Raw genomic sequence first — 19,595 nt, forward strand, 5'->3', positions numbered from 1 at the left:
ATGGAAAAAGAGTTGTCCAATAAAATACCGGAGATAATAACCGACCCAAGAAAGACATTTGCCTTTAAATTTAGAATGGGTCTGTTTTGGTTGTTTAAAATAGGCTATTGGATAGTCCAAAGCGCAACTATTGTATATCTGCTCTTTGTTCAGCTTTTAGGCAAGCTCACTTATTTTTTTGTTGAAAAAATTGCGGCGAATGGACTTTATGGCACAAAAACAGCAGATGAAGCAAATGAAAATTTAGCCATCTTAGCCCCTTTGGCTTGGGGGCAAGGGTTAAATAAAGTCCTAAATTTCGTATATTTTAGTAATCCGTTTTTTGTCTTTATCTTGGTCTATTACGGAATCTATTTTTATGTCAATCATACTTTTTTCTTGATGGTCGGTGCGCCGCTGCTTGCCGTTGTTATACTTACGGTAAGAGGAAACGCTTATACGATAAGCATAGCTCTGGTTTTGGCAGCTACTATGCTTTTAATAGTGGGCATCCTCTTTGCTTATTGGACTACAATTAGACATAACTATCAAGATTTCTTCGATATAGGTATGTATATAGTTATTGCAGCCTTCATTGTAAAATCATTTTTTGTAATGTTTTCCGTATTTCCGCAAGATATGGAGCAAGCCGAAAAAGCGTGCAAACAGCCTGTATTTCTTCCGTTTTTATTCTTAAAAAGAGTATTTGACTTTAAGGTAACGCCGTTTATAGGAATTTTATATGTTCTTGGAGCTTACAAGATTATAACTTTGATAGTTAAGCACATAATGCTAAAAGACTACATAGACTATCAGCTAATATCTGATGCCAAGAGCATATTTGCGCCTATAATTGATATAACAACGAATAGCCCAAGAGTAAATTTGGAATGGAGCTATACTACTTATGACGATGCAACTGCAAGAAGCGTAATCATACAAAGCATAGATGGATATAAAAGATATATCCGATGGAGATTAGATGAGATGATAGAAACTATCGTCTTTTACTCTTGTGTCTTTACGGGAGCAAGAGCAGCCGGAGGATATTTAGTCCTATATAGGCTAACAAGAGATGGCTTAGAAAGTCAATTAAAGCGTCTGTTTGGCGGCTTTGGAAACATATATACAGATATGTGGTTTAAAAGATGGTTTTTACACTCCTTATTCTCTGCCGTATTTTTTGCGACAGCCTATAAGTTATTATGGTTTGGTTATTATCCAAACACTGAGGAGCAATATGTCAATCAGTATGAAAAAGAGCTAAGAGAAAAAGCAATCAAGCAATACGATGAGTGTATCGACCAAAATTTTGATAGAGAGCCGGGATATGATTACATACTAAAACTAAAAAGCAACGGTCAGTATTGTCCTGATACAGACTCTTTTTATAATCAAATTAAAAGAGAAGAAGAGAGAAAATGGAGCAATCATTGGAACGTAAGAGTTATTGATAAAGAAAAATAGTTTTAATGTTGATCTTTTTATGTAGGCATTTTTGTTAATATATAAATTTAAATTTATTAAATAAGTTAATATGATGTGAATAACTATCTAAGAATAAGATATATTAGTATTTTTGTTTGAATTTTATTTTGGAAAAAAAACAAAAAAATATGTTTATTTTTTGGAAAAATAACAAGGATTGTAATAAAAATTTGGAAAAATAACAAATATATAACTTACAATATAAATAGGCTTTTTTAACTAATATACTTTAATTCATGATCTAAGCATCAACTATAACAGCCATAAATACGATATTCTACCAAAATATTGAGTTTGCCTATATAGTGCTAAATACAGTAAAATTTGGAAAAATAACAAATTTTACCCTACTTTTTGGAAAAAAAACAAGAATAAAGCTTGTTATTTACGCTGTTAATAAGCCCGATTATCTTCTCTAAATGCCTTAAATTCGATAATTTGGAAAAATAACAACTATAAAATTAACAAAAAACGTCTCTTTATTTTGGAAAAATAACAAACAAATTTTACTGAATTTTACCACCTATTAGCTAGATAGTTTCATTAAAGAACCCTAAAATACGTGTCTTAGAAAAAATAACAAGTATCAAAGTTCCTAAAATAGGATACTTTGGAAAAATAACAAAATCAAGATAGCGCTAAATACAGTAAAATTTGGAAAAATAACAAATTTTACCCTACTTTTTGGAAAAAAAACAAGAATAAAGCTTGTTATTTTTCCAAAGATTATGCTATACTTTTTAAAATTTTTAGGAGTTTTTATGGAATTCAAAGGAAACGAATCTATATCAACAATAGATAATGACGTTGAATTCAAAAAAATTCTTAAAGCAAATTCTGTCATTCGCGGCTGGGTTGTAAATCCAGCGAATCTAAAAGAAAAGCCTAAGCAGCTTAGTTTATACGAAAAAAGAGTGTTAAATTTTTTGCTTAAATGCTTTCAACAGTGTTATAGAAATAACCCGGAAAGTCTGAGAGAATTTAACACGATTGTTTTTCCATTTGAACTGTTTAAAAATACTGTGGATGACAACGCTGATTATCGTAGAAAAATAAAAAACGCCCTACACTCTTTGAATACTAAAAGTTTTGTTTTAAAAGATTTTATTGAATTTGGAACCGGGAAAAGACTAGGTGACTATACTACAACTCTTGTTAATAGCTTTTCTGTTTATCAAGAAGACAAAAATATGCTAAGAGTGACTATCCCTGCCCCATTAGCCGGAACTTGTTGCCAAAAACTAGGGTATTATACACATCTTGACTTTAAAACAATCAACTCCTTTACTAGAAAATATGCTTTAAATTTATATGAATATCTTGTTTCAAAAATACAATTCTTTTCAAATGAGCGTAATTTTAAAGATGAAATTTCATTTAAGATAGACGAACTTGAGAATATTTTTGAGTTCAAAAGCTCTGAATTAAAGGATGATTATACTTTAAATTCTTTGCTTGCCGATAAAAAGCTAGGCGATATTATGGATTCTATAAAAGAAACTATAAATTTAAAGAATTATGAGGTATTATCAAAAGACTTGAAGCTGGTTGTTTTGATAGATAAAGATGTTTATTTAAAATTCCAAACGATGCCACCTGATGTTGTTGATCTAGCGCTTGAGAAGTTTTCTAATTTAATAGATGCCGATGTTTCATATCCTGCCGATAATCAAGTAGTTTTTACTCTTGATAAAACCAAAATGATTGATACTATGGCAAATTTTTTAAATATCTTGGCAAAAAATTGCCCTAATCAACTATTACTAGATGCCGATGAGGATAAAGTTAAATACGGCGACATTGCTGTAAATTCTAAAGGAGATTTTTACTATTTAAGAAAAGATGCCTCTATGCCTCTCATAAAATATAAGCAAAAGAAAAAAATTCTAAATTTCTTATATAAAAATCACTATGAACGTCTAATGAAAAAATGTAAGCAAACTATTGTTCTTGATGCAGAGTGTGAAGAGTTACAAATCTCAATAGAAAATCAAGAGAGAAACGATATAGCTGAAACCATAAAATATTTTATTGGCAGGAAACTTTACTCAGCAAAAGCTGATTCTACATTTGAAATTGTTAGCTTGAGTGTTGATGATAAAAAATCCATTGAAGGGGAGTTTAAAATTTTAGCCGGTTTGATTAATATAGAAACCAAACAAGAGGTGCATAATAGTTTTAATAGCCTAGAACAGTTAAAGAAAACCTTAGAAAAAAGTCGCAAGAAATTTGAACAGGATGCAAATTTGTTTGATGATTTTTAGCCATATATACCATTTTAATTCCTTTTCTAATATTAGCAATAGGTCTGATTGAAATTGATTTTTTAAGGCGCAATACATGAACAAAGATAAACTCAGATTGAATCCGTTAAAATATAAAACTTATATATCTAATATACGATGTCCTCGTTGCCAAAAAGGCGTTTTAGTAAGAAATTTAAGCAAAAAAGGGATTTTTTGGTGGGGCTGCACTAATCTTAAAAATGGTTGTCGTGTGATGTATTATGACAACAATGGAAATCCAAAAATATAAAAATATAATTATAAATTTTTTATAGCTATTTAACTCTTTGCTTTTTTGTATTCCCTATCTTTTCTTTTGGTGTTAAGAGCAAAAGCTTTTCAAGCTCTTCAAGCCTTCCAAAATTTCTCATTACTTTAATAAAGTTAATCATTGAAATACTACCTTTTTGCTCATAATTTGAGTAAGTTGTTGGGGAACTAAGGTTTGCTTCTTTTGCAAAATCTATCTGTTTTTTATTTTGAGAAATTCTTAGCTCTTTTGCTCTGATAGCTAAAACTATTGCTATCTCTTCGTCTGTTAGAGTTCCAAAAGAACTATTTGGATTTAGTTTATTCTTAAGTTTTTTTTTGATTTTTGACTGCGAGTTTTGTAACTTCTGTAAAAGATCATTGCTCATTACAACGCTCCTTGCAAAGTTCTTGTTTTTGTATGTTCTAAAATTTGTCTTTGTTTTATTTGACCTACATTATAGTGTTTAAGTAGCTTTGGCAGCTCTATATCTCTTAAATTTTTCATCTTGACTAAAGAGTCAGCAGCAAATTCTAAATCAATTGAAAATTCAGTTGCTAGTGTCGTAATATCATCAATATTTATTGAAGATAGAGCTTTACCGTAAAGAGATAGTTGGTGTTCTGCCGTATGTCTCTCTCCTTTTGCAAATGTTAAATCATAGGCAGGAGTAGCTTTCCATTTAAAATCACTATGACACATAAAAGAAAAATTCCTGCTATGATCGTCTTGATTTACAAACATATAATTAAACAGCATTTGCAAGAAAAGCTGCTTTAGGCTATCTAGTGCCCCTAGCCTTACCGCTACCCTTAAGAGATCTTCGTATCCTATGCTCCTCGGAATATTGTAATCCAAATGAAGTAAGCCTGCAAGAGAGTGAACGTGGTATCTCGTGCCGCTTGGTTCTATATCAAATCTTTTTGTTATAAAATGGTGTTTTTTGTTAGTTTCTACTAAGTGGCAATCCATCATATTGATCCCACTTTTAATAGCAAGAACATGATAAATATACTCTATTTTAGAGTATGTTGATTTGTTTTCATCATTATTTGATGTGTCGTCATATTTTATAATGGCATGCATAAATCCATCTTTGAGCGGTTTGGTTCGATCGCCTAAAAAAATTTCTTTAGTATCGAGATTTATAGCTCCAATAGCTTTACTTCTAGCTCCCCCTACAAAAGAGTGGGCACTTATTAGAAAAGCATCTTGTAATAATTTATACTCCCCTCCCCTCTTTATCTTTTTAGCCTCTTCAAATATGTGCTTTAACTCTATAGTGTCAATAAGCTCATTCTCTTTTTCCATAGAAGGCTCGTAAGTAACAGCTCCTACTCCCCTATTTCCTATAAAAAGCAGCTTGTCACTTACAGTAGGATATTTATTGGATTTTTTTAAAAAAAAGTCTTTTAATATTTCGTTACCAAAATTGCCCGGTAATGAATCACTAACAAAGCCTGCAACCCGCTCTAGGTGAACTAAACTTGTTGTGTCTATCTCTTTTTGATTTGCATTTATCATTAAAGGGCTTGCTTTATGGCACCAATCATCTATTTGTTCAAGATAGACATTGTCCGATTCTTGATACATATTTGCTATGTGCTTTCCAAAAATAGATATTAAAATTTTTTGCATACTCTGTCTTAATTATTAAATATTTGTAATTATATCCAATTTTACAAGATAACTACAAATATTTATGGTTTTATTAAAATTTATTAACTAATTTTTGTGCAATTATAAAACCTTTAATAATTTTTAAGAACCGAATTTGTTTTTATTTTCATTTCTGCAGTGTCAGTTTTTATAAGAATCAAAGACTGATATATGTAGGCTCAATTAATTTTTATTTGTGGCATAAATTAGTGTTGATATCTAATTATAATATTATATTAATATTTAAATAATATCTTATCAATATTAGAAATAATATTATTATTGACTAAAATTAAAGCAAAGACTATTTTGTATGCTTTATTATATGAAACTTAATGGTATCAACAATTTGTTAAAATAATAAATAATTAGCTGATCAAATCGCTTTTTGATATAGTTTGAAGGAATGGACTTAAAGGCAAAAATGAAGAAACTTATCATCCTTGTATTTATCATTTATTGCGTGGCTTGCTACAAACTACAATAAGGCAGAAAATTTAATTGTAGTTGGTTCGATTTTAGTTATAATCGGTATGATAATTAGTTTTTTGATTATTAACAAAGAAATTGCTAAAATTCTAAAAGAAATTAGAGATTTAAAAAAAATAAAGGAGTAAAAAATGATTACTTATTTTGTTGTAGGCTCTATTGTTTTTGCCTTTTGTATGATAATTTACTCCGCAATAAAAACCGCTTATAGCTCATAAGAAAGAGGTATCAGCCGCCAAAGCAGCCGATACTATAAGAGCCGATATTATGAGGGAGAGAGAAAGTTTCATTTTCCGAATTTTTCTTCTCTATATATAATAATGATTACCCCACCTGTAACCATCAATACCTATTGCATCAAATCTTAGATGACCCTTAGTAGCCTTTTTCTTTAATGCACCGTATTTTTTAGCGTTGTCCATATCTCCCAGCTCGGCATATATAATAGACAAAAACTCGCATTGTCCCTTATCGCTTAATTTCTCGCAACCAAATTTAAGCATATTAGTAGCCTCTTTATCGGCTATAATCTCTTTTGCTGCTTTTGATATGCGGGACTCATCTTTTTCTCTGTATAACTTGGCAGCCACAATGTCAATAGCTACGATTTTGCAAGCACCCAGCACTTTCTTTTTATAGCAATACTCAGGCACAGTCTTTGTATAAAATTTCTCAAAATCGCCCTTGTTTAAGATGACTTTATTTCTTTCTGCTGCTAAACAATAAGCTTCATTGTCTTCAGTGGCACATTTTTTTGTAAATTTTTAATGTCGTTTTCCAGCACGTGAGGATGCTTGATGCTATTTGCTATTGCCATATCGGTCGTATAATCATACGTGTCTTTGGCATTTAAATTTAGACTTAAAAAACCTAATGCCAATAAGCAAGTAGCCGTAAATTTAATTAATTTCATTTAATTCTCCTTTGATATTTTAAAAATTTTATTATAAATTTCTACTCTTTGCAATACCATTTCCTTTTTTTGCTCATAATAATAGTGCCTTAATTTCACATAGGATATTTATTTTACATAGGTTTTTGTTTAGTTTTCTTGCACAAATTTATCTAGTTTCTCTTTTATGTTTGGAAGGTAAGATCTGATTATCTCTTCTATAATAGGCAAATTTACACCCTCGTAATCATGAGCTATAGCATTTCTTACTCCACGAAAACCTTTAATATCTTCTTTTGAGAATAGGGTTAATATTTCTATATTGAGGTTATCTTGAATTTTTTGTAATTGCTCGTTGCAAGCTATTAGGTGCATAAGAATAGCCGGACGATACAAAATTTCATCTTCTAGTGCTTTTACTATCCCGCCTGCATTGTTGCAAATATCAAGAATAGTATTTATTTTTTTTGAAATAAGTTTAATTCGTTCAAGATCTTCCGTGTTATACATAAATAACTCCTTGCAGTAATCTTTGTTTTTTTTCTTCACTCATTGAGGCTGTATCACAAAGATCGGCTGAAATTTTAAAGCGTTTCATTATTCTGCTTCTTAACTCTTCAAGATAGATGATGGCTTTGATACCGCCACCTGCTTTTTGTATGGTCTCTTCGCTACTTTCGATCACAACATCAATATCAGAGGCTATATTAGCCTTATCTTTTGCATAGCTTCCAAAAAGCCCTACTTTTTTAATTCCAAAGCTTTCAAGCTCTGGCTTTAGCGATCTTAAAAACTCTAAAATTTCTTCTTTTGTCGGCATGTTATATCCTCCTTTCTTTTACTAGGTTGTAATAAAACTATTATTAAATTTTTCAGCCACTAGCTTTAAATTTGAAAATTTTTGTTCTTGCTCGTTTTCAATAAACTCGCTATTGTCATATATAAAAATTTTATCGCATATAGGCATTATCTTTTCTAAATTTTCAAAACTTTTAGAAAATCTACGTTCCAGTATAGCTTCGTCAATACTGTGTCCATTCCTGCTAACCCTTATTGCTACTCTTTGTTTTGATAGTTCTACACTATCAAGCTTCACATAGTAAAGTGTAATGTGATAGCCTTTTTCTTTGGCTTCTTTGATAAATTTTACTATACCCTTTCCGCTTAAAGTAGTTTCGATATTAAAATCTACTCCACGTTCTAAGTAATATTTTCTAAGCTTTAGGGCTAATTTCCCTGCTCTCGTTTGATCGTCCCTATTTCTCCAATCGCCAAACTCTCTTACTATCTCGTCCGAATTTATCCTAGCTCCGTAAAAGTTCAAATTTTCTAGCTGCCTAATGTAAAATGTGCTTTTACCAGCTCCATTAACTCCAGCAAAAATGTATAAATTCTTCACTACTTACGCCTTGAATATTTATTACTTTTTATTTCTGATTTTTCTTCGTTAAGAATTTGCTGTATATATTCATCTACATTTTTTATCAAAAATTTTCTATCCTCTTTTGATAATTTATCTAACTGTTGATGATTAAAATCAGTTAAGGCTTTTAAAGTATCGGAGGCTAAAAGAGTGGTATCAAAAAATCTATACATCTCTAAAATACCTTCTTGTAAAGTTATATCGCTTCTTTTTAGAATTTCTGCAATATCTATATAATCTTTAAGCTCTATTCGTTCAAACAATACTTTTAATTTAGTCGCTAATAATGATTTTAAATCCGCTACTTTTAACACATTATCTAAATCAAAATAACCGCTTTTATTGACAAATTCTAAATCTCCAAAAAAAGAAATTTTTACATTGTCTTTTTCAAAAACTAAAGAATTTGGCGTATTTTTAAGAATAGTATCAAAACCTAGTTTTTTCAATATCTGGTCTTTTAATCGTTCGTCTAATACACTGCTTGAAAAAAAATCAAAATCAACCGAAAATCTATGTCCTAGTTGTAAGGCTATTGCTGTTCCGCCAAAAAGGATAAATCCTTTATCTTTTGCAAAATCTAACTTTGGATAAATCTTTTGTTGTTCTTGAGGTAAAATTTCATAGTAAATCATTTAAATTCTCTTTTTGGTAGAGGTTTCATATCTTCTTTAATTCCTAAAACTAAATGCCAAAAATTCCAATTTCTATCATCAAACCAACCAGGCTTAGCATTTCTTAATACATCTCTTAGCACATCTTTTCCTAAAGAGCCTAAAACTGGGTAATCTCCTAAATCGGCATATCTCATAGCATAAGCAATTACCTTATAAGGCTCATTTTTAATATGATGTTCTCGATCAAACCATATATATTTAGCCAAGTATTTTATCTTTTCTTCATCGATATACATCGTATTACTTCTTCCTTGCTATCATATTAAGATAATATTGTAATAATATTATCTTAATATTATTACAATATCTAAACAATATTGTTAAATACTTTAAACCTTATATATTGATTAATGCCCATGCCTATCCGAGCAGCTTCGTTTCGCACTTTTTCTAGTTCATCTTCTGTAAAATAGAGCAAAAAGGATTTGTTGCGTTTTGTTTTTTTATTTACTATCTTTGTTTCAGAGGTTTCTCCTCTGGCCGAGTTTAAAAAATCCTCCTCGTTTTTTTGGCTACTTATCTTTTTGAAACCCATTTATTATCCTTGTATAATTTTTTCTTTTGCTATTTCTAGTAATTCGTTATAAAAACTATTAAAGTCCATCAAAGCTTTATCATCTTTTTGACAAAATTCATCTAAGCTTTTACCATGAGTAACGGCTTTTCTATAGGCCTGTCTTTCATAAATTACGGAGTTTAGCACATAGATATCGTCCAAGTTTTTTTCTTCCTTGGTCTCTGATATATATTCTTTTAAGCTTTCTAATTCTTTAATTAAAAAAGGATTTGGAGATACTCGATTTACTAATATTAGAATTAATAGATTTTCATTAAAGGTTTTTACCTCATTGCTAATATCTATCATGTGATCTAAAACACTTACATCGTATTGAGAGGGTAGGGTGGGTATTATAATAATATTAGAATTAAGCATAGCTTTTCTCATCTCTTTGCTATCTCTCCCTCCTGTATCAACTACAATACAATCGAATTTTGACTTCATGCTTTTAATTTCATCGCCTAATCCAAGACCAGTCTTTGAGACACTAGAAAACAAAGGTTTTAAATTTGATTGACTTCTGATGTCACAAAATACTTCTGTTGATTTTTGAGGATCCGCGTCAATCAATAAAACACTATCGCCATCTTCTGCTAGCTTAGCGGCCAAATTAACGGCAAGCGTAGTTTTGCCACTACCGCCTTTTTCATTTACAATAGATATTACCATTTAATCTCCATTCAATAGTTAAAAGATATTTTAATAATATTTCTTCAATATTAAAAAGATATTTTTATCATATTATAGTATATTTTTCTATAAATATAGTTGTTTGATTGGAAAAATTTGGATTTTTTGCTTTAAATTAATCAAAAATGAATTTTAAAATATATTCTATTATAAAAATATTGAGAGCAGGGGAGGGCGTTAACTTTCTATACTTATATCAAACTATTATAGACTGTCAGCTATTGTTTATTATTAATACTTACTTCTTAAAGTATGATTAGACGCATGTTAAAAATAAAAAAAGATATTAATTAAATATCTATTAAATATAATATAGATATTATAATAATATTATATTGCTTTTTAGTGGAACAATAGAAACTATTCATGGAAAAGAGTCCTTGACAGGTATTATCTGAAGTTGTCCAATTTTTGCATATCTTTAATATTCTCCTCCTTAATACAACTTATTAGTCTAATTTATTACGGTTAGCACAAGGGCTGCCGTAAAGTCAGTTATCTATCTACTCCAATTTACAAATACCACAAGCTATATGATCGATGTAGAGTTTGAGGGGTGAGCGAAGTTTTATCGCAATATAGTATAATCTGTTCATTGTTTATAAAAAAAGGATATATAATGGCACAAAACAAAAATATACCATTTTTATATACGCAATGGTGCAAAATATTAAAAGGTATACTAAAAAACAAAAACGTTGAAAATCTAGACGATATACCTACTGGCTCAATACCTATGTATTTTCAAGAGTACATTTTTAGAACTTTACAAGATGGCATTAAACACAAAACGCATTTTTCAAAGCAATTACAAAAAAATCCAAAATATAATCATTTCAAAGAAGCAATAGGCAACATAAAAGATATGGCAGAAAGCGGGCAAACTTTAACCCAATATCTCTCAAAAGGTATAGTAAAAAATACAAAAAAGCCAGATAAACTATTAAATGATTGGGGCATTATTCACTTTCACTTGTCTAACGATATACAAAATGATGGTTTTTGCAAAAGAACAAAAGAACTGCTTTTTGCATATAGAAATTTTAATAACCCCACTGATATATATTTTTTAGATATATTTGAACACGGGCACTGGACTAAAAAGATGATTGTAGAAATTATTCACAGTAATTGGCCAAAGGCAATAGCGCCTTTTAGAGTGGAATGTATGGATATAACACATAATCCAACAGATGATGAAATTAAGTCGCTAAGGGGTGCAAATATTAATTCAGCTATAAAACTTAATGATGGAACGGTGTATATGGCGATCGGTGGAGGAATGACTATGCTTGGGACAAATATGTGGTCTACTTTAAATCAAAATTCTACGTTAAGATTTTTCATAGATACAGAAAAAAAGTTGGTTGATGAATTTAAGATCTCTGCCGAAGCTCTATCGTTAGTTTTTGAGAACAAAAAATTAACGATTAAGTTAAAAGATAAAAATATAATGGCTATTCAAAGTCCTTACGATAATCTATTAGAACAATTATAGTATTTTTACTAATGACTCTGGATTGATAGAGTATATTACTATGAATCAATATATACTTCGGTGATAAGCGTTATATGTGTGTAAATTGGTTTTAAATAGTGCTTAAAAGCATTTAAAATGAGAGTAAAATTTAATTTCACATTAGCACTCTCACTTTAAATGCAAAATACTCTCATTCTTGATGTGCGAATTGTTAAAAAATTTCTAGCTCCTTGTAAATATTGACTTTGGGTCGCAAATCCCATTTCCCCACCATGATACCCAAAATGTCCTACCAAGCTTCTTCCACCTTGAAAATCCGCATCAATATCTCTATGTCCACCGAATCCTTGAAATCCAATATTATTGTCCATACCCGGCCGGCTTGAACCACCGCTTTCAACAACTCCCGGTCGATTACCAGTCCAACCGCCAGATCCACCACCTTTACTTCCACCACGACCAACACTTGCTAAACGTAAAAATATAAAAATTAAAATAGCGAATTTTAGGGGATTGAATATATTTTGTATTGAAAATCAGGATTTTCAATTTATTTTTTATAGAAACACGGTAAAAAGGGAATTTGTAAAATTATAGATCTACGAATTTAAGTTTTGGAAGCTTAAAGTTTGTAATTCCGTTTAAGAATTGAGAAGAATTTGATTAATTTTAGTTGTTTTCTTAAAAAGATTATCTACATACAATAGATGCTGCCTGTTTTTTATAGTAAGATAATAGTATTCTTATTAGTATTGATATTTATCCTACTTTATTATATAATACTTTTGAACACAAAAGGATCAAAAAAATGAATTTAGTATCTAATGAAAAAAATAGATCAACAAAAATAAGTATCACACTTGATTCTTATCTAAAAAAAGAGATTGATAATATCTCTGCTGAGTTAGGAAAGACTAGAAGTGGTCTAATTTCCGATGCAGTCGAGTATTATCTTGATTTTTTAGATATGACAATAGCCAAAAGGAGGCTAAATGATACTTCAGATGAAGTTATATCAGCCAAAGAGATGGAGAATTTCGTAAATGGAATGGACTCTAAACTATAAAAGCAGTGTTAAAAAAGATTTTAATAAAATAGGCTATATAGAAGCCCAGAAGATTATTAGTTTATTAAATAGTTTTATTGAGAACTTTTCTGAAGAACAAGAGAAAATCCTTCTACAAAAAGAGACTATCAAGAAACTAAAAGGCGATATGGAAGGATGTTATAGACTAAGACTTAGAACGTATAGAGTTATCTATAAAAAGAATTTAGATGAGCTAATAATCTTGGTTATAAGAGTGGGACACAGAAAGGACGTTTATGAGTAATTAAACAGAAATGACTTGGCTTAACGAATTAGAGAAAGAGCAAAAAGCAATTAAACAGGCTAGTGCAAATTTAGATAATCTACTAACATCTTTATTTAGCGAAATAAAATCTCTCATTAAAGTAAATTTCCCGTTTTCAAAGCTCGTAAAACCAAATTGTACAATAGATTACAAACACTATTTGCTTTTCTCAACCAATAAAGAATTAAAGCGAAGCAAATATATCAGTTCGATTGATTTTAATTTTGGCGAATTTAAATCAGATTATTTTATAATAAAAATAGAGTCGAAATAGATATTAGCTAGTAAATGGTAAGCATGCAAAAGATTGGGAAAGCGGCTATAAGATATTTTTAGCTTATAGACACGGCGACAGTTTGCCGGGATTTAAGCATACTGAAAAAGGCTATGTTTATAATGTTAAACCAGTGCCGATAACAAGCAGAGAACTCTCGATGCTCTCTTACAAATATGTTAGAAATGTTAAAGAACGCCTAGAAGGATTAGTTCCCGGATATTTAAGATAATCTGGAACGTATTTTGCTTAAACCTTTTTAAGCTAATTAGAAAGGTTAAGCTATGATAACTTCAAATTTAAACTACTCTCGTCAAATTTTAACTGCGCAGAACTCGGCTATATCTCCATTAAATTCAGTAGCGACCAAATCTACTGATTTAAATTTCGATTCCGCACTAGCAGCCAAAGAGAACAGCTCAAGCATTTATACTAATTTTACAAAATTTGGCTTTAAGGCTGACGATAAAGGATTTCTTGAACCTGATTTTAATCAAGCGGCAGGCATACCAAAGGCTGTTAAAATTCACGTAAAGACACTTGAACAAATAAGCCAATATGCTAATAAAACAAATTCGGGATATAGTCCCGTTGAAGCTATGTCAAAAGCTTGGAATTTCTTTAGCAAGCTTGTTAGAAATCAAGAATATTTAAGCGGAGAGAGATTATTAGGCAAAGATGATTTAAAGACTATGCCAATATCTTACAATTCAACGGGTTCAATACTAGGAGATTTAATAAGCGTGCAATATGGATTAGATGAGAGTATAGCGGCAAGCCAAGCTAATCAAATATCACCAATGACCAATGATGAGTTAGATAACGGATATACGGCTGTAAATTTCTCCGGCTTAGCCAGAAACTATTCAAATGAGTATTTTGATTCGGCTAAAAAGATAAAAGACGATAATAAGACGACTATGGGCGATGCTTTCGGCGATGAACCAAGCCATCAAGTATCAATAGCTCAGATGTTCGCTCACTTTATTAGAACGGATACTTTTGAGTGGGATTATGACGGAAATAGAACCCAAAGAGTTAAAGCATATTATGATTTCTTAAAGAGCGGTAAGAGTATTCAAGACTTTTTAGGAGCAGATAGATTAGCAAATCTAAGAGCCGAATATACTAAAGAGGTTAGTTTGGAGAAAATGGACTTAGCCAATAAGATGTTTGATGAGTTTTTAGAGAGCTTAAACAAATTAAATAGAGAGTTTTACCAAAAACACCAAGCTTTAATAGACAACTATGACTTCACCAAGACCTTTGAGAAAAAAGCTAAAGTAGAATTCCCGATAGGTAGAAGCTTAAATTTAAACATATAAAATTTAAATTTGGTGTATGCCTTTTAAATTTTATAGCCTTTTCGTATCTCTCTACACAACTAGCCCAACTTAATTCTTGGCTTGCAAGCAAAATATTAACGCTAGTTTGATAGTTGTTTTCTTTTAGTAGTTTTAACGTTTTTATAGGAGTTATAGCTGTTCTGAAAGTACCTTCAATAACTATTTTTATCGCTCTTTTTAGCATATATTCTGTTGCTTCTGCTATAAAATTAGATGTTTTATCCTGTGAAGTTTTATCGTTTTGAATTTGAAATTTGTGATAATGAAGATGATATTTTCTAAACTCGTCTGCATTAACTACTAAAATATTGTAACCGCTAGCATCTTGTATTTTTCAGTAAGTTTAGATTTACCTGCGCCGGGCTGTCCTCCCAATACATAGCCGATAGGATTTAGCTGCGTTGTGATATTACTATCAATAGTTTTATGCCAAATCCATTCTAGCAGCTCATTCATACTATTTTTCTCTTGCTTTTTCGATTTTTTCAATAAATTTTAAAGTTCCTTTAAAATCAATAAGCTCTTCGCTTGTTCTATATAGAAAATTTCGTAGTTTTTTACATTTTTTTATTGTTTCTTCATCCTCTATTTTGCAAATCGCCATCACGTAAGCGTTCTCTTCTATCAAAATATCTTTTTCTGCGATAGTTGCCATATTAGCTTTCCTCTTTTTAGGCTTTATTGCTTTTAGCCTCTTTGTTTTTATATTTGATTATATCAAGAGCTTGCTTTATGTAAGGTTCATATTTTCTAACTAATTCTTCATTTAGCTCAAGCAAATCGAATAAACTGTATGATGTTTTTACTTCTGATATTTTGGGCATTTATTTTGATTTTAAAAAAATTAATGTAAAAATTAATACTAATTTATTCATCTTCAGCCACTCCCTCAAGTCTAACTCTTAAAATTTGTGAGTATAAAAAGCTGTGTTGTCTCTCTTTGGTCTTTAGATATAATCTCTCATTTGTCATATCATGAACTGTTCCGACAAAGGGCTCTTTGTCAATAGTAGTATAAAGAATAATTGTTTTCTTGTTTAAAAAAGCCTCTGTTAGCAATACCATTTTCTCTTCTTCGTCTATTATGCAAGAAATGTTGGCAGTATCATCTTTTTTGGAAAGAGCGGTAGAGTGTTCTGAGATAAAAAATCCCATCCACTTAGCCATACCTCTATCTATGTATTCTCTTGCCGATTTATAAGGCAGATAGCTTCTATCTATCATATCATCCCATCCATTCCGCCACAGTGCCCACCGATTAGCTTGCTTCGCTCTTTTACTCTTGAGCCTTCCATGAGAGAAGTTGTTTTTTGAATAGAGAGATATCCAAAGCGATCTCTAATATGATCAATGGCTCTTTCTAGCTTATCTCTCTTTTCTATGGCTTTTATATCATCAAATATAGTAAAAACAAATCGGCTTTCATCAGTAAGGTTGTCATATTTAACACCTATATTCCTAACAGCTCCTCCTTTGTATTTACTTCTAAAAAGAGTAAGCACATGATTAGTGAGTTCTTCTGTGCTTTGAGTAGGATTTACCTTCATGCTTGTGTTAATAGACCTCATTTGCTCTTCATAGCTAAAGCCTACATGAATACCCACTACAGTTGCTTTTTTATGGATACGACGAAGCCTTGTTGCTACTTGTTCAGCCATCTCTTTAAGAACTATCTCGATTTCATATTGAGCAGTGTAGTTTCTTGGCAGTATTTGAGAGTTTCCTATTCCTTTAGATTCTGGGGTATATCTGTTTGATAAACTACTCTCATCAACACCGTTAGCATGAAACCAAAGCTGAACACCTATAATGCCAAATTCTCTCTTTAATCTATCCGGATCTGTATTTGCCAAATCCCTTATAGAGTAGATACATAGCCTATTTAGTCTTTTAGCTGTTCTTCCCCCTATTCCCCAAAAGTCTGTAAGGTTTGGTATATTCCATACCTTGCTCTCTACATCCTCATAGGACCAATTGGCTCTCATGTTCTTTGTCTTTTTGGCCTCATTATCAAGTGCTAATTTTGCTAAGAGAGGATTGGCATTACTCATACCTACCGTTGAAAAAACTCCAGTGCTTTTCCAAATTTCATGCTGGATCTTAGAGCAGATAGTATCAAGCTTTTCATATCTACTCATCCTTTTATCTTTTATAAAATAATCAAGTGAGCTTGTTAGATCCACAAAGCCCTCATCAATAGAGTAAGGATAAATTTCATCATCGGCTGCAAAGTTTTTAAGCACCTTTTGTATCTTTAGGTTTTCCTCTATATAAAGCCCCATTCTGGGAGTAACTATGAATGTCTTTGCCGCCCAATCCTCGATATACTTTACATACTCTCTTGTGATAGGGATGTTTTGCCTACTAGCTTTTTCGTAGCTAAATTTTCTTGTTTTAATATCAAAGGGCAGATCTTTGCTTCTGCCAACATTATTTTTACCAAAAACCTCTTTAAAGGTTGGAGAACTAGCAAGAATAAGCCCGCTTGAGTTATCCGAACGACTCATAACACAAAGAGAGGCTGTAAGAGGGTGAAGCCCTCTTTTTACACACTCTACACTTGCATAAAAAGACTTCATATCGATAAAGGCTATATCAGAATGAGGTTCTTTTGAATAATCAATCTGTCCCATAACACTTCTCTTTTTGTTACTCTCTTTTAACTATATTGTCTAGTTAGTAATCGCTGATATCACTATCTACCGGCTTATAAGTTTTTAAAAATCCGGAGTCAGGGCGTTGCAGTTTAGATTGATCTAAATCCAATAGATTCATTTTAGCCATCTCTGAAATTTTAAGATTAAGAAGATTGATGTCTACTTCAAGTTCATCTGCAAGCTCTTTGTCGTTCTGGGCATATTTAATCATACTAATAACGTCTTCATCAGGAATTAAAAGATGAGCAGCAAAGATATTTGCTTCGATCTCATAGCGATTAGTTGGACTAAATATCTTACTCTCATGAAAGGTAGCACCCTTAATACACTCTTTTCGGTGAAGCTGATCATGTCCTATCTCATGAGCAAGTACAGTCTTTCTTAGACTTCCTGCATTGTTTGGTAAGAAGATAAACCGATTCCTAAGAATTACCCTATACATTCCAAGTAGCGACTCAGTTGCGGCCATATATTTTAGATGGATATTAAGGCATGAAATAAGATCGTCAGGATCTCTTGTTTGATACTTTCTTACAAGGCGATTAGCCTTATCATAAATCCATTTATTTGTCATAATAAGGCCCTATTTCTTACGATTTGCATATTTTTTATTTTCTAGTTTGGATTGCCAATAAGCTTCTTGGATTGCTTCAAACAAAGCGTCTTTATCTTCTTCAGGAAGTTCTCCTCCTGCAAATAGTCCTGTCATTGACTTAAGAAGTGATTGAGCATCCTTTGTTCCTTGATATCCAAAGTGTTCAGTAGAATTCATAATAAAATACTCTTCTTCGGTAAGTAGGTAGTTTACATTTACTTCAAATATCTCCGCCATCTTTTCATAAACTTCCATCTTTCTTGGCCTTAAATCCTTAGCTTCATAGTTGCTTACCGTTTTTGATGTTGTTCCTAGAATACTTGCAAGTTCTCTTTGAGTAAGACCCTTTTTCTCCCTCAATGTCTTTATCTTTTCCCCAAAACGCATTTTATGAGCCCCCTACTTTGGTAGAAACTAAATTTACACAAGAAAGTAAAACCTCAATAAAGGAAATTTACTTTCTTGTACTCTATTCTAAATAGAAATTAGATTACTAGAATTATAAATTAAATTTCTATAGAAGTCAAGAAAAGTTTTGAATGGTGATACAAGGCAAGACAAGCATATCAAAAAGAACAGAGTGCGAACAAATTTTAATCGTTGTTTTTGAGTAGGTGAGAGGATGGAATACTTTTTGCTAAATTATAGATGATGCTTTGCTTTTTTAATAATTATTTTATTTTTCTCCAAAATGATTCACTCAAAAGTAGTAGAGTTAAAATCTATCAAGGTTTTAAAATTTAAAGTAAAAAATATTACTTTTTTACTTCTATCAAACAAAAAAGATTTAAAATTTTATGCACAAAATTTTACAACTTTTTGTGTGGTTTTTTGTACGTCTATATAATACAAAAAACTTACGTGTATTTTTCACTGGCCAAATTCTGGCTAGAATTCTGCCAGAATTTGGCCAGTGATTGAGTCAACTTTTTAATATTTTTAAGTTTTTTACACTAAGCTATGTTATGGGAAATTATTTTTCATATCTGCTCAAAATCAAAATCCGCCCTCCCCTCTCTCGAAAAACATTCTAAGACCATCAGAAAATAATTATATTCTTTTTAGTTAGTATTTTTACTAATAAGTTATTTATTATTAGTATTTTTACGATATAATAAACTCAAAAAAAATAAATAGGAGCTAGCTATGAAGCTTGATATAAAAGCATGCGAGCAACTAAATATTGATCGTGTAGAACTTGCAAAGATGCTTGATGTTTCGCCTGCTACTATAGCTAATTGGGATAGAGGTAAAAAAATGCCCAAGATGGCAGAGATTGCTTTAAATTTATTAATCGAAAACAGCAAGCTAAAGAAGGCAATAAAAAAATATGAATTGTTTCAAACAAATGACAATACGGTAAATAAATTTGATAATGATATGGCTAGAATAATGTCTTTTGCCGGAATGATTAAAGCACAATTTCAAAGCATAGACGACTTCAAGAGCCATAAGATACAAGACAACGAATATATGCTAAGCAGATACGGTGAGTAGATT

Annotated in this window: 27 protein-coding genes; 7 read left to right on the plus strand and 20 right to left on the minus strand. The window is 31.1% G+C overall.

Features of this window, described 5'->3' with window-relative positions:
• Together CDOMC_RS09875 and CDOMC_RS09880 are read left to right on the plus strand one after the other, a co-directional pair.
• Entirely contained in the window at positions 1–1,446 is a 1,446-nt protein-coding gene (locus CDOMC_RS09875; RefSeq protein ID WP_185768499.1) for a hypothetical protein, read from the plus strand.
• A gap of 782 nt (positions 1,447–2,228) precedes the next feature.
• Entirely contained in the window at positions 2,229–3,731 is a 1,503-nt protein-coding gene (locus tag CDOMC_RS09880; protein ID WP_185768500.1) for a RepB family plasmid replication initiator protein, read from the plus strand.
• Positions 3,732–4,027: 296 nt separating this feature from the next.
• Here the strand turns inward: CDOMC_RS09880 and CDOMC_RS09885 are convergent, their stop codons facing one another.
• The 11 genes from CDOMC_RS09885 to CDOMC_RS09935 form a co-directional block, all read right to left on the minus strand.
• A complete protein-coding gene (locus CDOMC_RS09885) occupies positions 4,028–4,390 on the minus strand; it encodes a helix-turn-helix domain-containing protein (RefSeq protein WP_185768501.1) in 363 nt (120 codons plus the stop codon).
• Entirely contained in the window at positions 4,390–5,640 is a 1,251-nt protein-coding gene (locus CDOMC_RS09890) for a type II toxin-antitoxin system HipA family toxin (RefSeq protein ID WP_185768502.1), read from the minus strand. Before CDOMC_RS09890 ends, CDOMC_RS09885 begins: the two co-directional genes overlap by 1 nt.
• Positions 5,641–6,458: 818 nt before the next feature.
• Positions 6,459–6,803, minus strand: a complete 345-nt coding sequence (locus tag CDOMC_RS09895) for a hypothetical protein (RefSeq protein ID WP_185768503.1) — start codon at positions 6,801–6,803, stop codon at positions 6,459–6,461.
• A 62-nt stretch (positions 6,804–6,865) separates the two neighbouring features.
• Positions 6,866–7,063, minus strand: a complete 198-nt coding sequence (locus tag CDOMC_RS09900) for a hypothetical protein (protein WP_185768504.1) — start codon at positions 7,061–7,063, stop codon at positions 6,866–6,868.
• 129 nt (positions 7,064–7,192) lie between these two features.
• Positions 7,193–7,552, minus strand: coding sequence for a HepT-like ribonuclease domain-containing protein (locus CDOMC_RS09905; protein WP_185768505.1), 360 nt, complete (start codon positions 7,550–7,552; stop codon positions 7,193–7,195).
• Positions 7,545–7,862, minus strand: coding sequence for a nucleotidyltransferase family protein (locus tag CDOMC_RS09910; protein WP_185768506.1), 318 nt, complete (start codon positions 7,860–7,862; stop codon positions 7,545–7,547). Before CDOMC_RS09910 ends, CDOMC_RS09905 begins: the two co-directional genes overlap by 8 nt.
• Before the next feature lie 21 nt (positions 7,863–7,883).
• Positions 7,884–8,441 carry a zeta toxin family protein gene (locus CDOMC_RS09915; protein WP_185768507.1) on the minus strand — a complete coding sequence of 186 codons (558 nt, stop codon included), beginning with the start codon at positions 8,439–8,441 and terminating at the stop codon, positions 7,884–7,886.
• Positions 8,441–9,100, minus strand: a complete 660-nt coding sequence (locus CDOMC_RS09920) for a nucleotidyl transferase AbiEii/AbiGii toxin family protein (RefSeq protein ID WP_185768508.1) — start codon at positions 9,098–9,100, stop codon at positions 8,441–8,443. The genes CDOMC_RS09915 and CDOMC_RS09920 overlap by 1 nt, the downstream gene beginning before the upstream one ends.
• Entirely contained in the window at positions 9,097–9,378 is a 282-nt protein-coding gene (locus CDOMC_RS09925; RefSeq protein WP_185768509.1) for a hypothetical protein, read from the minus strand. Before CDOMC_RS09925 ends, CDOMC_RS09920 begins: the two co-directional genes overlap by 4 nt.
• 71 nt (positions 9,379–9,449) lie before the next feature.
• Positions 9,450–9,677, minus strand: a complete 228-nt coding sequence (locus CDOMC_RS09930) for a hypothetical protein (protein WP_185768510.1) — start codon at positions 9,675–9,677, stop codon at positions 9,450–9,452.
• Positions 9,678–9,680: 3 nt separating this feature from the next.
• Complete coding sequence (locus CDOMC_RS09935; RefSeq protein ID WP_185768511.1) at positions 9,681–10,370, minus strand: AAA family ATPase; 690 nt, start codon at positions 10,368–10,370, stop codon at positions 9,681–9,683.
• A gap of 640 nt (positions 10,371–11,010) precedes the next feature.
• Here CDOMC_RS09935 and CDOMC_RS09940 point away from each other — a divergent pair.
• Entirely contained in the window at positions 11,011–11,889 is an 879-nt protein-coding gene (locus CDOMC_RS09940; RefSeq protein ID WP_185768512.1) for a hypothetical protein, read from the plus strand.
• Positions 11,890–12,044: 155 nt separating this feature from the next.
• On the opposite strand, the gene CDOMC_RS09945 is transcribed toward CDOMC_RS09940, so the two are convergent.
• Entirely contained in the window at positions 12,045–12,242 is a 198-nt protein-coding gene (locus tag CDOMC_RS09945) for a hypothetical protein (RefSeq protein ID WP_185768513.1), read from the minus strand.
• Positions 12,243–12,679: 437 nt separating this feature from the next.
• Here CDOMC_RS09945 and CDOMC_RS09950 point away from each other — a divergent pair, with 437 nt between their 5' ends.
• The 3 genes from CDOMC_RS09950 (at position 12,680) to CDOMC_RS09960 (ending at position 14,822) form a co-directional block, all read left to right on the plus strand.
• Positions 12,680–12,937 (plus strand): ribbon-helix-helix domain-containing protein, encoded by a 258-nt coding sequence (locus tag CDOMC_RS09950; protein ID WP_185768514.1) that lies wholly within the window; start codon positions 12,680–12,682, stop codon positions 12,935–12,937.
• The gene (locus CDOMC_RS09955; RefSeq protein ID WP_185768515.1) at positions 12,915–13,202 is read left to right on the plus strand and encodes a type II toxin-antitoxin system RelE family toxin; all 288 of its coding nucleotides are present in this window, start codon (positions 12,915–12,917) and stop codon (positions 13,200–13,202) included. Before CDOMC_RS09950 ends, CDOMC_RS09955 begins: the two co-directional genes overlap by 23 nt.
• 579 nt (positions 13,203–13,781) lie before the next feature.
• On the plus strand, positions 13,782–14,822 hold the full coding sequence (locus tag CDOMC_RS09960; RefSeq protein ID WP_185768516.1) for a hypothetical protein: 1,041 nt from the start codon (positions 13,782–13,784) through the stop codon (positions 14,820–14,822).
• Here the strand turns inward: CDOMC_RS09960 and CDOMC_RS09965 are convergent.
• Genes CDOMC_RS09965 through CDOMC_RS10000 form a run of 8 tightly spaced genes read right to left on the minus strand, consistent with a single transcriptional unit; the run spans position 14,776 to position 18,482 of the window.
• On the minus strand, positions 14,776–15,174 hold the full coding sequence (locus tag CDOMC_RS09965) for a zeta toxin family protein (protein WP_185768517.1): 399 nt from the start codon (positions 15,172–15,174) through the stop codon (positions 14,776–14,778). The genes CDOMC_RS09960 and CDOMC_RS09965 overlap by 47 nt on opposite strands.
• Positions 15,144–15,299, minus strand: a complete 156-nt coding sequence (locus CDOMC_RS10240; protein ID WP_185768482.1) for a zeta toxin family protein — start codon at positions 15,297–15,299, stop codon at positions 15,144–15,146. The genes CDOMC_RS09965 and CDOMC_RS10240 overlap by 31 nt, the downstream gene beginning before the upstream one ends.
• A gap of 1 nt (position 15,300) precedes the next feature.
• Positions 15,301–15,498, minus strand: coding sequence for a hypothetical protein (locus tag CDOMC_RS09975; protein WP_172198587.1), 198 nt, complete (start codon positions 15,496–15,498; stop codon positions 15,301–15,303).
• Positions 15,499–15,514: 16 nt separating this feature from the next.
• Entirely contained in the window at positions 15,515–15,667 is a 153-nt protein-coding gene (locus CDOMC_RS09980) for a hypothetical protein (RefSeq protein WP_185768483.1), read from the minus strand.
• 43 nt (positions 15,668–15,710) lie between these two features.
• Positions 15,711–16,067 (minus strand): hypothetical protein, encoded by a 357-nt coding sequence (locus CDOMC_RS09985; RefSeq protein WP_185768484.1) that lies wholly within the window; start codon positions 16,065–16,067, stop codon positions 15,711–15,713.
• Positions 16,064–17,476 carry a Y-family DNA polymerase gene (locus tag CDOMC_RS09990; RefSeq protein ID WP_185768485.1) on the minus strand — a complete coding sequence of 471 codons (1,413 nt, stop codon included), beginning with the start codon at positions 17,474–17,476 and terminating at the stop codon, positions 16,064–16,066. The genes CDOMC_RS09985 and CDOMC_RS09990 overlap by 4 nt, the downstream gene beginning before the upstream one ends.
• Positions 17,477–17,519: 43 nt before the next feature.
• Positions 17,520–18,074 carry an ImmA/IrrE family metallo-endopeptidase gene (locus CDOMC_RS09995; protein ID WP_185768486.1) on the minus strand — a complete coding sequence of 185 codons (555 nt, stop codon included), beginning with the start codon at positions 18,072–18,074 and terminating at the stop codon, positions 17,520–17,522.
• Between the two features lie 9 nt (positions 18,075–18,083).
• Positions 18,084–18,482 (minus strand): helix-turn-helix domain-containing protein, encoded by a 399-nt coding sequence (locus CDOMC_RS10000; RefSeq protein ID WP_185768487.1) that lies wholly within the window; start codon positions 18,480–18,482, stop codon positions 18,084–18,086.
• 759 nt (positions 18,483–19,241) lie between these two features.
• On the opposite strand from CDOMC_RS10000, the gene CDOMC_RS10005 reads away from it, so the two are divergent.
• Positions 19,242–19,592: a helix-turn-helix domain-containing protein gene (locus tag CDOMC_RS10005; protein WP_185768488.1), complete on the plus strand. Its 351-nt coding sequence runs from the start codon at positions 19,242–19,244 to the stop codon at positions 19,590–19,592.
• The last annotated feature ends 3 nt before the right edge of the window (positions 19,593–19,595 follow it).

It is taken from the genome of Campylobacter sp. RM16192 (assembly GCF_004803855.2).
Lineage (GTDB): Bacteria > Campylobacterota > Campylobacteria > Campylobacterales > Campylobacteraceae > Campylobacter_A.

Bases quoted from the DNA above. Each gene is read 5' to 3' on its own strand.
- CDOMC_RS09875 (WP_185768499.1), top strand. From the start codon at position 1: ATGGAAAAAGAGTTGTCCAATAAAATACCGGAGATAATAACCGACCCA.
- CDOMC_RS09880 (WP_185768500.1), top strand. From the start codon at position 2,229: ATGGAATTCAAAGGAAACGAATCTATATCAACAATAGATAATGACGTT.
- CDOMC_RS09885 (WP_185768501.1), bottom strand. From the start codon at position 4,390: ATGAGCAATGATCTTTTACAGAAGTTACAAAACTCGCAGTCAAAAATC.
- CDOMC_RS09890 (WP_185768502.1), bottom strand. From the start codon at position 5,640: ATGCAAAAAATTTTAATATCTATTTTTGGAAAGCACATAGCAAATATG.
- CDOMC_RS09900 (WP_185768504.1), bottom strand. From the start codon at position 7,063: ATGAAATTAATTAAATTTACGGCTACTTGCTTATTGGCATTAGGTTTT.
- CDOMC_RS09905 (WP_185768505.1), bottom strand. From the start codon at position 7,552: ATGTATAACACGGAAGATCTTGAACGAATTAAACTTATTTCAAAAAAA.
- CDOMC_RS09910 (WP_185768506.1), bottom strand. From the start codon at position 7,862: ATGCCGACAAAAGAAGAAATTTTAGAGTTTTTAAGATCGCTAAAGCCA.
- CDOMC_RS09920 (WP_185768508.1), bottom strand. From the start codon at position 9,100: ATGATTTACTATGAAATTTTACCTCAAGAACAACAAAAGATTTATCCA.
- CDOMC_RS09925 (WP_185768509.1), bottom strand. From the start codon at position 9,378: ATGTATATCGATGAAGAAAAGATAAAATACTTGGCTAAATATATATGG.
- CDOMC_RS09930 (WP_185768510.1), bottom strand. From the start codon at position 9,677: ATGGGTTTCAAAAAGATAAGTAGCCAAAAAAACGAGGAGGATTTTTTA.
- CDOMC_RS09935 (WP_185768511.1), bottom strand. From the start codon at position 10,370: ATGGTAATATCTATTGTAAATGAAAAAGGCGGTAGTGGCAAAACTACG.
- CDOMC_RS09940 (WP_185768512.1), top strand. From the start codon at position 11,011: ATGGCACAAAACAAAAATATACCATTTTTATATACGCAATGGTGCAAA.
- CDOMC_RS09945 (WP_185768513.1), bottom strand. From the start codon at position 12,242: ATGGACAATAATATTGGATTTCAAGGATTCGGTGGACATAGAGATATT.
- CDOMC_RS09950 (WP_185768514.1), top strand. From the start codon at position 12,680: ATGAATTTAGTATCTAATGAAAAAAATAGATCAACAAAAATAAGTATC.
- CDOMC_RS09955 (WP_185768515.1), top strand. From the start codon at position 12,915: ATGGAATGGACTCTAAACTATAAAAGCAGTGTTAAAAAAGATTTTAAT.
- CDOMC_RS09960 (WP_185768516.1), top strand. From the start codon at position 13,782: ATGATAACTTCAAATTTAAACTACTCTCGTCAAATTTTAACTGCGCAG.
- CDOMC_RS10240 (WP_185768482.1), bottom strand. From the start codon at position 15,299: ATGAATGAGCTGCTAGAATGGATTTGGCATAAAACTATTGATAGTAAT.
- CDOMC_RS09975 (WP_172198587.1), bottom strand. From the start codon at position 15,498: ATGGCAACTATCGCAGAAAAAGATATTTTGATAGAAGAGAACGCTTAC.
- CDOMC_RS09980 (WP_185768483.1), bottom strand. From the start codon at position 15,667: ATGCCCAAAATATCAGAAGTAAAAACATCATACAGTTTATTCGATTTG.
- CDOMC_RS09985 (WP_185768484.1), bottom strand. From the start codon at position 16,067: ATGATAGATAGAAGCTATCTGCCTTATAAATCGGCAAGAGAATACATA.
- CDOMC_RS09990 (WP_185768485.1), bottom strand. From the start codon at position 17,476: ATGGGACAGATTGATTATTCAAAAGAACCTCATTCTGATATAGCCTTT.
- CDOMC_RS09995 (WP_185768486.1), bottom strand. From the start codon at position 18,074: ATGACAAATAAATGGATTTATGATAAGGCTAATCGCCTTGTAAGAAAG.
- CDOMC_RS10000 (WP_185768487.1), bottom strand. From the start codon at position 18,482: ATGCGTTTTGGGGAAAAGATAAAGACATTGAGGGAGAAAAAGGGTCTT.
- CDOMC_RS10005 (WP_185768488.1), top strand. From the start codon at position 19,242: ATGAAGCTTGATATAAAAGCATGCGAGCAACTAAATATTGATCGTGTA.